Below are 14,160 nucleotides of genomic sequence, written 5' to 3' on the forward strand. Positions count from 1 at the left end.
ACCTGCTTTAACGCAGGCCCAACACGCCTTCTGCCCGCAGCCGCTGGGCCACTTGGCGGATGCCCTCCTCGCCCCGGCGCAAGGCCTCGGCACTGGTATGCACCGAATACCGGCCCAACACCAGTGGGTGCGGATGCGGCACCGCCGAGCCCAGCACCAGCACGGCATCGGTCTGGGCCCGCAGGGTGATGGGGTCTTCCGTCTGGTCAAACACCAGCATGTCGCCCCGGACCAGGGGCTCGGGCAGGTCCAGCGCACCTACGTCCACCGCCAACCAGCCCACGCTGTGCCCGGCGGGCGGCTGGTAGGTCCAGGTTTCGCCCGCGCGCAGGTGCACTGCCAGGTAGGTGGCGTCGGCCGGGTGCGCAATCGCACTGCGGACACCGGCGTACTGCCCCAGCAGCACCGTGGCCGGGCCGCTGTGCGTCAGCGCGGCCGGGCTGAGGTACTGGCTTTCGGCCGGCGCATTCTCCAGTGCCTCGGGCAGCGCGATCCACAGCTGAAACCCATGCGCGGGCACATCGTCGGTGGGCTTGCCGGTGTGCCATACGCCACCACCAGCCCGCATCCATTCCACGCTGCCCGCCTGCAGTTGGCCGCTTTGGCCGGTGCTGTCGGCGTACTCCATGCCGCCGGCCACCAGGTAGGTCAGCGTAGCGATGCCGGAGTGCGGGTGCATGGGGAAACCGCCCAGTTGGGCCGGGTCGTCGCTGACAAACAGATCCAGAAACACAAACGGTTTTAGCAACTCGCCCAGGTCCGATGGACTCATCAGCCGGGTGATGGGCCCATGCGTATGGCCGCGCGTGCGGTGCGCCACCTTGCGGCCGGTGGCCACCGTGGATTCCAGCGCCGCCTTCATACTGCCACCGCACCAGCACGGCGCTGCTGGCCCGGCCGCAGCTGGTAAACCACAAACGCGCACAGCAGCCCCAGCACCATCGCCGCCACTGGCGAGCCCTCGATGACAAACAGGTGCGTGGCGACCGCCCCGACCATGGTGCCACCCACCCACAGGGCACCCAACAGACCAGTGGCGGGTACCAACAGCAGCACCGCACCGACGACCTCGACCGCCCCGGTGAAAGAGCGGAACCACTGGCCCAGGCCGATGTGGTTGAAAATTTCCACCATTTGCGGCAGGCTGGCCAGCTTGGCCGTACCGGCCGCGCCCATGGCCAGCGCCAGAAAAATGCGAACGCCCCAAACGATGCGGTTTTGGGCGGTAGAAGAAAGGGCCATAAAAACTCCTGAACAGTGAAAAGTAAGAACCAGAAAACACAGAACTGGATAGTAGGTACGGCACGAGACCTTGACTAGACGGTTTAATAGGATTTGAATCATCCATTTTTAAGAGCAATAGACCCTGCATGCTGGACCTGAACGAGATCGCGATGTTTGTGCAGGTGGTGCAGGCTGGCAGTTTTGCCGAGGCGGCGCGGCGCCTGTCCATGCCACCCAATACGCTGAGCCGCCAGGTGCTGCAGTTGGAAAACCATTTGGGCGTGCGCCTGCTACAGCGTTCCACCCGCAAGCTGAACCTCACCGATGCCGGCCGGGCGCTGTACGAGCGCAGCGCTGCCCAGGTGGAAGAGCTGCTGCAGGCCGCCCAGCAGCTGACCGAAGCCCAGCAGGAGCCCAGTGGCCTGGTGCGGGTGGCCGTGCCCGCCGATTTTTTTGACTTCTTTTTAGTGGACTGGGTGGCGGAATTTCTGCGCGAGCATCCGGCTGTGCAGCTGGACTTTGTGCTCAGCGACGCCCGGGCCGATCTGATCCGCGAAGGCATCGACGTGGCGTTTCGCGGCGGCGAGCTGCCCGACTCCAGCCTGGTGGCACGCCGGCTCAGCACCAACCACACGGGGCTGGTCGCCAGCCCGGCCTATCTGGCGCTGCGCGGCACGCCAGCGCGGCTGGAAGATCTGTCCCTGCACGCCTGTATCCGCGCGTCCAAGACCGTGGGCCGTGGCCTCTGGCGGCTAGAGGGCCCCCAGGGCCCGGAACAGGTGGAGGTGACAGGCAGCTTCAGCGCCAACACCGCGCAGGCGCAACTGAAGGCGGCGGTTGCAGGACTGGGGATCGCCCTGCTGCCAATCACCATAGTGACGCAAAGCCTGCGCGCTGGCACGCTGTGCGAAGTACTACCGCAATACGGGCAGTCCAACGGCGGCTTGTATGTGGTCTACCCCAGCCGCAAGCTGGTCCCGCGCGCAGTCACCGCGTTTGTGGATGCGGCTGTGCAACGCATGGGCCTGGGTTAGCCAATCGCAGAACAGGCCAGCGAATCAGCCCTCAGACGGCCAGTGGTCGTGCCGCGCACGCCGCTCCTGGCGGTAGTTGGTCACCTCCAGGCGGATGCCATCCGGGTCGGAGAAGAAAGTCGCCCAGTAGTCGGGCGCGTACTCGGGATACAGCTGGGCCTCGGTAGCCGCAATGCCCGCACTACGCAACTGCTCGGCCACCGTATGCACATCGGCAATCGAATCGACGCGCAGGCAGAAGTGGTGCAAGCCGGGCGCATAGCTGTCGTGCGGCGCCACACTGCGCGCCGGGCGCAGCACAAAGCCGAAATGCCGGTTGAAGTACTGGATGTGCGGATCGCCCGCTAGCGGAAACTTGTTCTTGCGAAAGCCCAGCGCCACCACCAGCACCTGGTCGTAAAACGGCTCGGCCCGCGCCAGGTCGGACACGGTGATGTAGATGTGGTCGATACCGGTTACTTCGGGCATGGTGGAATCCTCAGTTGGCTAAACGGCAGCCGGGCCATCCACGGCCTTGCTGTACGCAAAAAACACCTCATCGCGCACCCAGCCCAGCGCCTCGTACACCGACTGTGCCGCCAGATTCGTCTTGGCCGTAGTCAGGTCCATCCGCACCACGCCCTGGCTAGCCGCGAACTGCTCCGCCGCCTGCAACAGCGCCCGGCCCGCGCCGGACTTGCGCGCATCCGGGGCCACAAACAGGTCGTACAGCACGTAAATGAACGCAGCCGCCACCGAGCAGAACGAGGGGTAGAGCTAGCAAAACCCCAACAGGCCCGCGCTGTCGCCCTGCGCCACGAGGATCGTGGACTCGGCATTCAGCATGCGCGCCTGCAGGAAGGCCGTGGCCCGCGGCAGATCGGGCACTTGGTCGTAGAACTGGCGGTAGGCATCGAACAGCGGCGCGAGGGCGGGCAGGTCGTGCAGCGTGGCGGGGCGGATCAGCATCGGTGGAGCGTGGAAGTAGGGTTAAAAATACCACTTTAGCGCATACTCCACCTGCGCTAGTAGCTACGCATTCCGTAGCACCTACTCCCGCCAACGCGTAAGGCAAGTTGGCGCGGGGGTAAATCCGTAGTAAAGGCCTGGCGCGCGGGGCGGAGCCCGTGGGGGCAACGGCTAACATGCACGCGGTATGCGCCCCGCCACCCTCTTCCCTTCTGCCCGACCATGACCCAACGCACTTTTATACGCACCCAAACAGGCCTGTCCGGGCCCGGCTATCTGGGCTTGGTTTTGCTGGTGGCGGCCGCTGGTGGCGGCGGTTGGTGGTGGGGGCAACACCACAGCGCGGCGGATGCCAGCGCGGTGGCAGCTCCAGCCAAGTCGGCCAGTGCGCCGGGTGGTGGTGCTGCAGGCGGGCGGCGCTTTGGCGGGGCCAGCAATGTGCAGCCGGTGTCGGTGGCCGCCGTGCAGCAGCACGATGTGCGGGTGCTGGTGTCGGCCATCGGCAATATCAGCGCACTCAACACCGCGGTGGTGCGGGCGCAGGTGGCGGGTGTGCTGCAGGCGGTGCGTTTCACCGAAGGCCAGCAGGTCAAGGCCGGGCAGGTGCTGGCCGAGATCGACCCGCGCAGCTTCCAGGTGGCGCTGTCGCAGGCGCAGGGCAGCTTGGCGCGCGACCAGGCCCAGCTGCGCAACGCCCAACTGGACCTGGCCCGCTACCAGGATTTGCTGGCCAAGGATTCGATTGCCAAGCAGCAGGTAGATACGCAGGACGCGCTGGTCAAGCAACTGCAGGGCACGGTGCTGACCGACCAGGCCCAGGTCGACAGCGCCAAGCTGCAGCTCTCGTACACCCAGGTACGCGCGCCCATCGGCGGGCGGCTGGGCTTTCGGCAGGTGGACGTGGGCAATATGGTGCAGACCAGCGATGTCAATGGGCTGGTCAGCATCACCCAGACCCAGCCGCTGAATGTGGTGTTTGCCGTGCCCGAGGCGAACGTGGCGCAAATCACCCAAAAGCTGGCCGCCAAAACGCCACTGGTGGTCGAGGCCTGGGACCGGGCCCTCAAAAACAAGCTGGCCGTGGGCAAGGTGACCAGCACCGACAACGCCATCGACACTACCACCGGCACGCTCAAGCTCAAGGCCCAGTTTGCCAATGCCGACAGCGCGCTGTTCCCCAACCAGTTTGTCAACGTGGTGCTGCAACTGGGTACGCTGCAGAGCGCGATGGTCGTGCCCTCTGCCGCCGTGCAGCGCGGCGCGCAGGGCACCTATGTGTACGCCGTCAAGGACGACGGCAGCGTCACCGTGCGCCGCATCCAGTTGGGTGCCACCGACGGCGACGGAGTTAGCGTGCGGGGCGATATCTCGGTGGGCGAGAAAGTGGTGACCGACGGGGCCGACCGCCTGCGCGAAGGTGCCAAGGTGGAGATTATTGCCGCCCCGGCAGCCGATACCGGCAAGCGCCAAAAATCTGAAACAAATACGGCTCCAGCGCAGGCAGTGTCTGCACCAGCAGCTACAAAATCAGAAGCACCTGCTGCCACACAGAAAACCGCTCCCGCCAGCGAGGCCACCGCCGAGGAGCGCCCCCGCTGGCTGGACCGCCTGCCGCAGGAAGAGCAAGACAAATTCCTGAAAATGTCGCCTGACGAACGCAAAGCCTTCATCGAACAAAGGCGCGAACAACGCCGGCAAAAAGAAGCCTCCGGTAGTTAAGCCGAGCTTCGCCGCGCCATGAACCTGTCCAGACTTTTCATCCTCCGCCCGGTGGCCACATCGCTGCTGATGCTGGCCATCCTGATCGCCGGGCTGCTGGCCTACCGGCTGCTGCCGGTATCGGCCCTGCCCGAGGTGGACTACCCGACCATCCAGGTCACCACGCTGTACCCCGGTGCCAGCCCGGACGTGATGACTTCGTCGGTCACCGCGCCGATGGAGCGCCAGTTTGGCCAGATGCCGGGGCTGGCGCAGATGTCGTCCACCAGCTCGGGCGGTGCCTCGGTGATCACGCTGCGCTTCTCGCTGGAAATGTCGCTGGACGTAGCCGAGCAGCAGGTGCAGGCCGCCATCAACGCGGGTAGCAATCTGCTGCCCAGCGACCTGCCCATGCCGCCTACCTACAGCAAAGTGAACCCGGCGGACGCACCGATCCTGACACTGGCGATCACCTCGCCCTCGCTGCCGGTGATCCGCGTGCACGACCTGGTGGAAAACCGGCTGGCACCCAAGCTGTCGCAGGTCGAAGGCGTGGGCCTGGTGGCGTTGGCCGGGGGTGGCCGCCCTGCCGTGCGCATCCAGGCCGACCCCAGCAAGCTGGCTGGTGTGGGCCTGGCGCTGGACGATGTGCGCACCGCCATTGCCGCGGCCAACACCAACCAGGCCAAGGGCAGCTTCGACGGCCCGCTACGCGCCTCGACCATCGATGCCAACGACCAACTGCGCTCCGCCGCCGAGTACAGCAACCTGGTGATTGCCTTCAAGAACGGGGCGGCCATCCGCATGAAGGACGTGGCGAACGTGGTCGACGATGCCGAAAACATCCGGCTGGCCGCCTGGGCCAACAAGGTGCCCGGCATCATCCTGAATATCCAGCGCCAGCCCGGTGCCAACGTGATCGACACCGCCGACCGCATCAAGGCCCTGCTGCCTAAGCTGCAGGCCACCCTGCCCGCCTCGCTGGACGTACAGATCCTGACCGACCGCACAGTGACCATCCGCGCCTCGGTGGAAGACACGCAAATGGAGCTGCTGCTGGCGATTGGCTTGGTGGTGGCGGTTATTTTTGTGTTCTTGCGCAGCGGCTCGGCCACGCTGATCCCGAGCCTGGCCGTGCCCTTGTCGCTGGTGGGCACCTTTGGCGTGATGCACCTGGCCGGGTTTTCGATCAACAACCTGACCCTGATGGCGCTGACCATTTCCACCGGCTTTGTGGTGGACGACGCGATCGTGATGATCGAGAACATCGCCCGCTACGTGGAGCAAGGCGAGAAGCCGTTTGATGCCGCGCTCAAGGGGGCCAAGCAGATCGGCTTCACCATCATTTCGCTGACAATTTCGCTGATTGCGGTGCTGATTCCGCTGCTGTTCATGGGCGATGTGGTGGGCCGGCTGTTCCATGAATTCGCCATCACGCTGGCGGTGTCCATCCTGATCTCGGCCGTGGTGTCGCTGAGCTTTACGCCCATGCTGTGCGCCCGCCTGCTCAAGCACACGCCCGAGGAAAGCCATGGCCGCATCTACCAGGCCACCGGCACATTTTTCGACAGCCTGATCCGCCGCTACGGCGTGGCGCTGGACTGGGTGCTGGCGCGCCAGGCAGGCACGCTGCTGGTGTTTGGGCTGACGGTGGTGCTGACCGGCTGGCTGTACTTCGTGGTGCCCAAGGGCTTTTTCCCGCTGCAAGACACGGGCGTGATCCAGGCCATGACCGAGACGGCGCAGAGCAGTTCGTTTGCCGCCATGGCCGACCGGCAGCAGGCGCTGGCCGCGGTGATTTTGCAAGACAGCGCGGTGCAGAGCGTATCGTCCTTCATCGGGGTGGACGGGGTGAACACCACGTTGAACCAGGGCCGCATTCTGATCAACCTGAAGCCCAAGGCCGCACGCGATGCGTCGGCTAGCACCATCCTGCGCCGCCTGAGCGATGCGAGTCGCAAGGTGTCGGGCATCGAGGTGTATATGCAGCCGGTGCAGGACTTGACCATCGAGGACCGCATCTCCAAAACCCAGTACCAGTTCCTGCTGTCATCGCCCAATTTTGACGAACTCAACACCGGGGCCGCCGCGCTGCTGGAGCGCCTGCGCAGCCTGCCGCAACTGGCCGACGTGGGCAGCGACGTGCAAGACAAGGGCCTGCAAGCCTATGTGGAGATCGACCGCATCGCAGCGGGGCAACTGGGGGTGACGGTAGCGGCCATCGATACCGCCTTGTACAACGCCTTTGGCCAGCGGCTGATTTCCACCATCTACACCCAGTCCAACCAGTACCGCGTGGTGCTGGAGGTCGGCCCGCACGACCGGCTGGGGCCGCAGGCGCTGTCCAAGCTGTATGTGACCGGTGCCAACAGCGTGCAGGTGCCGCTGTCGAGCGTGGCCCAGGTGCTGGAAAAATCCGCCGCGCTGGCGGTAAACCACGCCGGGCAGTTTCCGTCGGCCACCATCTCGTTCAACACCGCGCCCGGCCATTCGCTGGGCGATGCAGTCAGCGCCATCCAAGCCGAAGAGGCGGCGCTGCAACTGCCGGCCAGCATCGAGACCAGCTTCCAGGGCGCGGCGCTGGCCTTCCAGGCATCTCTGAACAACACCTTGCTGCTGATCCTGGCGGCCATCGTCACCATGTACATCGTACTGGGCGTGCTGTACGAGAGCTTCATCCACCCAGTGACGATTCTGTCCACCCTGCCCTCGGCGGCGCTGGGCGCGCTGCTGGCGCTGCTGGTGTTCGGACTGGACCTGGACATCATTGCCATCATCGGCATCGTGCTGCTGATCGGCATCGTCAAGAAGAACGCGATCATGATGATCGACTTCGCGCTGGACGCGGAGCGCGAGCAGGGCTTAAGCCCGCGTGCGGCCATCCACCAGGCGTGTTTGCTGCGTTTTCGGCCGATTTTGATGACCACGCTGGCCGCGCTGCTGGGGGCCTTGCCGCTGATGCTGGGCACCGGCGTGGGCAGCGAGCTGCGCCATCCGCTGGGCGTGACGATGGTGGGTGGATTGATCGTCAGCCAGTTACTGACGCTGTTCACCACGCCGGTGATCTATCTGGGCTTTGCCAGCATGGCACAACGCTGGCGCGCCCGCCGCGACACCAGGACGGCGTGATGCAGTCAGCCATTCATTGCGTGCATTGCTATGGAATAAATAGCTACTTGCGTAGGTACCATATGCGCCAGAGGCCTATTTTCTTTAAATTATCGATGGGGCCGCGATGAACTTCTCCGCCCCCTTCATCCACCGCCCCATCGCCACCACCCTGCTCACCCTGGGTATCGCTATCGCCGGGGTCATCGGCTTTCTGCTGCTGCCGGTGGCCCCGCTGCCGCAGGTAGATTTCCCCACCATTTCGGTCTCCGCGTCCCTGCCCGGTGCCAGCCCGGACACCATGGCGGCCACGGTGGCGACGCCGTTGGAGCGGGCCCTGGGCGCCATCGCCGGCGTGACCGAGATGACCTCCAACTCATCGCTGGGCAGCAGCCGCATCACCCTGCAGTTTGATCTGAACCGCGACATCAACGGCGCGGCGCGGGATGTGCAGGCGGCCATCAACGCGGCCCGTACCCTGCTGCCCAGCGGCATGCCCAGCAACCCCAGCTACCGCAAGGTGAACCCGGCCGATTCGCCCATCATGCTGCTGTCGCTGACCTCCGACACGCTGACGCGCGGGCAGATGTACGACGCGGCCTCTACCGTGCTGGCCCAGCGGTTGGCGCAGATCGACGGCATTGGCCAGGTCAACATTGGCGGCGGTGCGCTGCCTGCGGTGCGGGTCGAGCTGGACCCGAACAAACTGGCGGCCAACGGCATTGCACTCGACACCGTGCGCCAAATCATCACCAGCACCAATGCCAACCGGCCCAAGGGCGCGGTGGAAGACGGCACACGCAACTGGCAGATCGGTGCCAACGACCAAGCGCGCACCGCAGCCGAATTTGCGCCGCAGATCATCCGCTACACAAATGGTAGCGCAGTACGCATGCAGGACGTGGGCCAGGTGCTCGACAGCGTAGTAGATGTACGCAACTACGGGGTCAGCGATGGCAAGCCGGCGATTCTGCTGATCTTGTTCAAACAGCCCGGTGCCAACATCATCGACGCGGTGGACAAAGTGCGCGCCCTGCTGCCGCACCTGCAGGCGTCCATTCCGCCTGCCATCAATCTCCAGGTGGTGATGGACCGCACGCCCACCATCCGCGCCTCGCTGCGCGAGGTGGAGCGGGCGCTGGCCATCTCCATCGGGCTGGTGGTGATGGTGGTGTTTTTGTTCCTGCGCAATGCCCGCGCAGCACTGATCCCCAGCGTGGCCGTGCCGGTATCGCTGGCGGGCACCTTTGGCGCGATGTACCTGCTGGGCTACACGCTGGACAACCTGTCACTGATGGCGCTGACGGTGGCTACCGGCTTTGTGGTGGACGATGCCATCGTGGTGCTGGAGAACGTGACGCGCCACATGGAGCGCGGTAAATCGGCCCTGCAGGCAGCGCTGGCGGGCACGCGGGAGATCGGCTTTACCGTGGTGTCCATCAGCCTGTCGTTGATTGCGGTGTTCATCCCGATTCTGCTGATGGGCGGCATCGTGGGGCGGCTGTTCCGCGAATTTGCGGTGATTTTGTCGGCCTCGATTCTGGTGTCGATGGTGGTGTCGCTGACCACCACGCCAATGATGTGCGCGGCGCTGCTGCGGCACGCCCCTGTCCAAAAGGAACCCGGCCGCTTGGCGGTATGGGCGGGTCGGCTACAAAAGCGGCTGCTGCGCGGCTACCGGCGCTCGCTGGCCTGGACGCTGCGCCACCAACCCATCGCCCTGGTGGCGCTGCTGTGCGTGGTGGTGCTCAATATCCACATGTACGGTGCCATCCCCAAAGGCTTTTTCCCGCAGCAAGACACCGGCCGCGTCAATGGCAACATCCGCGCCGACCAGAGCACCTCGTTCCAGTTCATGCAGCAGCGGCTGGTGCGCTTCATGGACGTAGTGCGCACAGACCCGGCGGTGGAGAGCGTGACCGGCTTCACCGGCGGCGGCCAGCGCAACACCGCCAACATGTTCATGACGCTCAAACCCCTGGCCCAGCGCGACGTGTCGGCCGACCAGGTGGTGGCCCGGCTGCGTACCAAGCTGGCGCACGAGCCGGGTGCCAATCTGTTCCTGGTGCCGGTGCAAGACATCAACATCGGCGGCCGCCAGGCCAACGCCCAGTACCAGTACACCTTGCAGGCCGACGACCTGGCCGACCTGCGCACCTGGGAGCCGCGCATCCGCCGCGCCCTGTCGCAACTGCCCGAGCTGGTGGATGTGAACAGCGACCAGCAAGACAACGGCCTGCAGACCTCGGTGGTGATGGACCGCGATGCCATGGCCCGCCTGGGACTGAGCGCCAGCACGGTAGACACCACGCTGAACAACGCCTTCGGCCAGCGCCAGGTGGGGGTGATTTACAACCCGCTGAACCAGTACCGGGTGGTGATGGAGCTGGCGCCGGAGTTTTTGCAAAGCGCCGAGTCGCTGCGCAGCCTGCTGTTCACCTCCGGCAGCGGCGCGCAGGTGCCGCTCGCGGCCTTTGCCAAGGTGGAGCTGACCAATACGCCACTGTCGGTCAACCACCAGAGCGGCACCCCGGCCAGCACGGTCAGCTTCAACCTGCCGCTGGGCGTGTCGCTGTCACAGGCCACCGATGCGGTGAACAACGCCGTGGCCGCACTGGGTGTGCCGGTGTCGGTACGCGGCAGCTTTGCAGGCACGGCGCAGGCGCTGAAAAGTTCATTAGACAGCCAGCCGCTGCTGATTCTGGCGGCCATCGTCACCATCTACCTGGTGCTGGGCATCTTGTACGAGAGCCTGATCCACCCCATCACTATTCTGTCCACCCTGCCCTCGGCCGGTGTGGGGGCGCTGCTGGCGCTGGAAGCCTTTCACACCGAGTTTTCCATCATCGCGTTGATCGGGGTAATTTTGCTGATCGGTATCGTCAAAAAGAACGCCATCATGATGATCGACTTCGCCATCACGCGGCAACGCCATTCGGAGCATGTCAGTGCCGCCCAGGCCATCTACCGCGCCGCCCATCTGCGCCTGCGACCGATTCTGATGACCACGGTGGCCGCCATGTTGGGTGCCGTGCCGTTGGCCGTGGGCCATGGCGACGGGGCCGAGCTGCGCCAGCCACTGGGCATTGCCGTGGTGGGCGGCCTGGTGCTGAGCCAGTTGCTCACGCTGTACACCACGCCCGTGGTCTATGTCGGCATGGACCGGCTGCGCGCCTGGGGGCATAGCCTGCACTGGCCCGCCTTTATCTCACTCCGGAGGGCTAGCGATGCTGCCTAAATTGATCCCTGTGCTGGGCTGGGCGCTGTTGCTCAGCGCCTGCAGCACCACGCCGCCCTACCAGGCCCCCAAGCTGCCCGCCACGGCCAACGCCTTCAAAGAGACTGGCCTGTGGCACACCGCCAACCCGCAGGCCGCCGCCGTGCCGGACGACTGGTGGCAGTTGTTCAACGACCCGGTACTCAACGGCTTGCAAACCCAGGTGGGCCAGAACCAGAACCTGCTGGCCAGCGCCGCGCAAATCCGCGTGGCACAGGCCGCGCTGGGCAGCAGCCGTGCGGCCTTGTCGCCCACGCTGGGTGCGGGCCTGACAGCCACCCGCAGCGCCTCGCCCACCAGCCCGGCGGCCAACAGCGTGGCCTTGACCGGCAGCGCCAGTTGGGAGCTGGACCTGTGGGGACGGCTCTCGGGTGCCGTCACCGGCGACCAGGCCCGCGTGCAGGCCAGCCAGGACGACCTGGCCGCCGCCCGCCTGTCGCTGCAAGCCACGGTGGCGCAAACCTACTTCTCTTTGCGCGCCGCCGAAGCCCAATCGGCCCTGCTGGAGCGCAGCATGCAGGCCTACCAACGCTCTCTGGAGCTGACACAAAACCGTTACCAGGGCGGAGTCGCCTCGGCCGACGACGTGGCGCAGGCGCAAACCCAGCTGAAAACCACGTCGGCCCAACGGATCGAATCCGATAGCTCTCGCGCCCAACTGGAACATGCACTGGCGGTGCTGCTGGGCCTGGCACCGTCCGAATTCAGCCTGCCGCGTACCGCCGCTCTGCCCAACACGCCAGAGGTACCGGACCAGCTACCCGCCAACCTGTTGGAGCGCCGCCCCGACATCGCGGCGGCAGAACGCCGCGTGGCCGCGGCCTACGCGCAGATCGGCGTGGCCAAGGCCGCGTTCTTTCCCGCGCTCACGCTGTCGGCCAGCGCCGGGTACAAAGGCAGTGGCTTGGCGAACTTGGTCAGCGCGCCGAACCTGCTGTGGTCGGTAGGGCCCGCGCTGGCATTGGCAGCGTTCGATGGCGGCTTGCGCCAGTCGAATGTAGATTCCGCCCGGGCCAGCACCGATGCCGCCACCGCCAGCTACCGGCAGACCGTGCTGACAGCCTTGCAAGAGGTAGAAGACAACCTGGTGGTGGCCGGCAGCCTGCAGCAGGAAGCCGCGCTGCAAACCGAAGCCTTGGCGGCCGCCAACCGGTCTTTGGAGATTGTGAAAAACCAGTACCAGAGCGGTACGGTGAGCTACCTGAACGTGGTGGTGGCGCAGGCCACGGCACTGTCCAGTGAACGCAGCCTGCTGGACGTGCAAAACCGCCGTTTGGCGGCTACCAACCAATTGTTGAAAAACATTGCCGGGCGCTGGAACGCGCCCTCGTAATCAATGCAGGTGGCGCGGGCGGCGACCGCCGCCGCCGTGGCCACCGGCTCCACCCGAACCACCGGGGCCACGGGGCGGCTTGCCCAGTTCCAGCGAATTCACCAGAGCATCGAAGCGCTGGGTGAACAGTACGTCGATTTCGCGCACGATGCCGTTAAGCTCGGACGCGTCGAAGTGGCGCTCCATCATGTTGATGACATCCTGCACCAGCAGATCGCGCTGCACCTGCATGATGGCCGCGGGCGTGGGGCCGACGAACAGCATCATGAAGTCATCGCGTGAATCGTCGGTGGCTTCTTCGTCTTCTTCGTCAAAGTCGGTGTCGTAGAAGGTGATCTCAATAGACGCACCGCGCTCGGCCAGCTCGTTCAGGCTCATGCACATCTCGTCCAGCGCCTGTTTGAAATCTTCGTCGCCCGGCACCGTCCAGCACATCTGCAACATGTGCTCGGGCGCGTCGAACTGGATGCCTGGCTCTTCTTCGTAGGCGCTGCCCGCGGCATCGGCCAGGGACTTGGCTCCGGCGTATTTCCACAGCGGCTTGAGCGCTTCCTGGACTTGCTGGAACGTCACGTCGGTGCGCAAAGGCACTTGGCCGTGCACGTGGATTTCAAAGGGGGCGTTGTAACGAGGCATAGAGAGATATTAGGCGCTTTTAAGGGGGTTGAAAACCAGCGCGAGGAGCAGGGACACAAAGCTTTGGGGAATCGGCCAAAGGAAAAGCGCCGTCGTCTGTGGTGGATTTGGAACCTGGGGATTTTACGTGCGTAAGCGGATGTCAGTGCGCCAGCGCAGCCACCATGGCTTGGGCTGCCTGTACCGCCTCCTCGCGCGTGGGCCAACTTTTGTCGCTATCACCCAGAGGTGGCAGCCCTTCCACGTGGACCACCTCGATGGACCACGGCCCATCCGCAAAGTGGCACAGTTTGGCCATGTAATGGTGGCCATTGGCCACGCCGGGCACGTATTCTTCTAGCGGTTGGGGTGTGTCGTGTTCCATGGGATTTTGGGCAAATCCAGCATTATCGCCACGCGAAAATGCAAAACTGGTGGCTCGGACCGGAATCGAACCGGTACGACTTGCGTCGGCAGATTTTAAGTCTGCTGTGGCTACCAATTACACCACCGAGCCAGCTGCATCAACCTCAGGGCCGGGACCAGAGGATGGGCCTCATATTTCGTCGCACCAAAGCTGAAAAACAGCTGCATTGTAACCCGCAGGGAGGGTGGTTTTGACTCTGAAAGTCAGGTGCTCACTGCCGTAAAACGCAAAAACAAACGGGCATAAAAAAAGGAAGCCTAAGCTTCCTTTTTTGCCAATTTGGAGCGGGAGAAGAGTCTCGAACTCTCGACCTCAACCTTGGCAAGGTTGCGCTCTACCAACTGAGCTACTCCCGCGTTTCAAGCCTTGCATTCTAGCATGACTTTTTATACAAAATCCGGATTTCACCAAATTTTGAATTCTGGAGGCGCGACCCGGAGTCGAACCGGGCTAGCCGGATTTGCAATCCGGTACATAACCGCTTTGTTATCGCGCC

At 64.5% G+C, this 14,160-nt stretch carries 10 protein-coding genes, 3 tRNA genes and 1 pseudogene; 5 read left to right on the top strand and 9 right to left on the bottom strand.

Annotated features, from left to right (window positions below):
- Nucleotides 1-7 precede the first annotated feature (7 nt).
- The gene (locus Q0T48_RS06695; RefSeq protein WP_295954150.1) at nt 8-862 is read right to left on the bottom strand and encodes a pirin family protein; all 855 of its coding nucleotides are present in this window, start codon (nt 860-862) and stop codon (nt 8-10) included.
- Entirely contained in the window at nt 859-1,242 is a 384-nt protein-coding gene (locus Q0T48_RS06700; protein WP_295954152.1) for a DoxX family protein, read from the bottom strand. The genes Q0T48_RS06695 and Q0T48_RS06700 overlap by 4 nt, the downstream gene beginning before the upstream one ends.
- Before the next feature lie 128 nt (nt 1,243-1,370).
- Here Q0T48_RS06700 and Q0T48_RS06705 point away from each other — a divergent pair, with 128 nt between their 5' ends.
- On the top strand, nt 1,371-2,258 hold the full coding sequence (locus tag Q0T48_RS06705; RefSeq protein ID WP_295954155.1) for a LysR family transcriptional regulator: 888 nt from the start codon (nt 1,371-1,373) through the stop codon (nt 2,256-2,258).
- Nucleotides 2,259-2,282: 24 nt separating this feature from the next.
- Here the strand turns inward: Q0T48_RS06705 and Q0T48_RS06710 are convergent, their stop codons facing one another.
- Both Q0T48_RS06710 and Q0T48_RS06715 read right to left on the bottom strand, forming a co-directional pair.
- Nucleotides 2,283-2,726, bottom strand: a complete 444-nt coding sequence (locus Q0T48_RS06710; protein WP_295954158.1) for a VOC family protein — start codon at nt 2,724-2,726, stop codon at nt 2,283-2,285.
- 18 nt (nt 2,727-2,744) lie between these two features.
- A pseudogene (locus Q0T48_RS06715) lies at nt 2,745-3,206 on the bottom strand (GNAT family N-acetyltransferase).
- 222 nt (nt 3,207-3,428) lie between these two features.
- Between Q0T48_RS06715 and Q0T48_RS06720 the strand changes: the two are divergent.
- The 4 genes from Q0T48_RS06720 (at nt 3,429) to Q0T48_RS06735 (ending at nt 12,622) form a co-directional block, all read left to right on the top strand.
- Nucleotides 3,429-4,925, top strand: a complete 1,497-nt coding sequence (locus tag Q0T48_RS06720; protein ID WP_295954162.1) for an MdtA/MuxA family multidrug efflux RND transporter periplasmic adaptor subunit — start codon at nt 3,429-3,431, stop codon at nt 4,923-4,925.
- A gap of 18 nt (nt 4,926-4,943) precedes the next feature.
- Nucleotides 4,944-8,033, top strand: coding sequence for an MdtB/MuxB family multidrug efflux RND transporter permease subunit (locus Q0T48_RS06725; RefSeq protein ID WP_295954164.1), 3,090 nt, complete (start codon nt 4,944-4,946; stop codon nt 8,031-8,033).
- A 106-nt stretch (nt 8,034-8,139) separates the two neighbouring features.
- Nucleotides 8,140-11,250 carry a multidrug efflux RND transporter permease subunit gene (locus tag Q0T48_RS06730; RefSeq protein ID WP_295954167.1) on the top strand — a complete coding sequence of 1,037 codons (3,111 nt, stop codon included), beginning with the start codon at nt 8,140-8,142 and terminating at the stop codon, nt 11,248-11,250.
- On the top strand, nt 11,240-12,622 hold the full coding sequence (locus Q0T48_RS06735; RefSeq protein WP_295954169.1) for an efflux transporter outer membrane subunit: 1,383 nt from the start codon (nt 11,240-11,242) through the stop codon (nt 12,620-12,622). Before Q0T48_RS06730 ends, Q0T48_RS06735 begins: the two co-directional genes overlap by 11 nt.
- Here Q0T48_RS06735 and Q0T48_RS06740 read toward each other — a convergent pair whose 3' ends face one another.
- The 5 genes from Q0T48_RS06740 to Q0T48_RS06760 all read right to left on the bottom strand — a co-directional run bounded on the left by Q0T48_RS06740 (nt 12,623) and on the right by Q0T48_RS06760 (nt 14,160).
- Nucleotides 12,623-13,258 (bottom strand): DUF6806 family protein, encoded by a 636-nt coding sequence (locus Q0T48_RS06740; RefSeq protein WP_295954171.1) that lies wholly within the window; start codon nt 13,256-13,258, stop codon nt 12,623-12,625.
- A gap of 142 nt (nt 13,259-13,400) precedes the next feature.
- On the bottom strand, nt 13,401-13,622 hold the full coding sequence (locus Q0T48_RS06745; RefSeq protein ID WP_295954173.1) for a hypothetical protein: 222 nt from the start codon (nt 13,620-13,622) through the stop codon (nt 13,401-13,403).
- A 47-nt stretch (nt 13,623-13,669) separates the two neighbouring features.
- Nucleotides 13,670-13,754 (bottom strand) — tRNA-Leu (locus Q0T48_RS06750).
- A 190-nt stretch (nt 13,755-13,944) separates the two neighbouring features.
- Nucleotides 13,945-14,020 (bottom strand) — tRNA-Gly (locus Q0T48_RS06755).
- A 66-nt stretch (nt 14,021-14,086) separates the two neighbouring features.
- Nucleotides 14,087-14,160, bottom strand: a tRNA-Cys gene (locus Q0T48_RS06760).

Source organism: Rhodoferax sp., from assembly GCF_025354435.1.
Lineage (GTDB): Bacteria > Pseudomonadota > Gammaproteobacteria > Burkholderiales > Burkholderiaceae_C > Rhodoferax_B.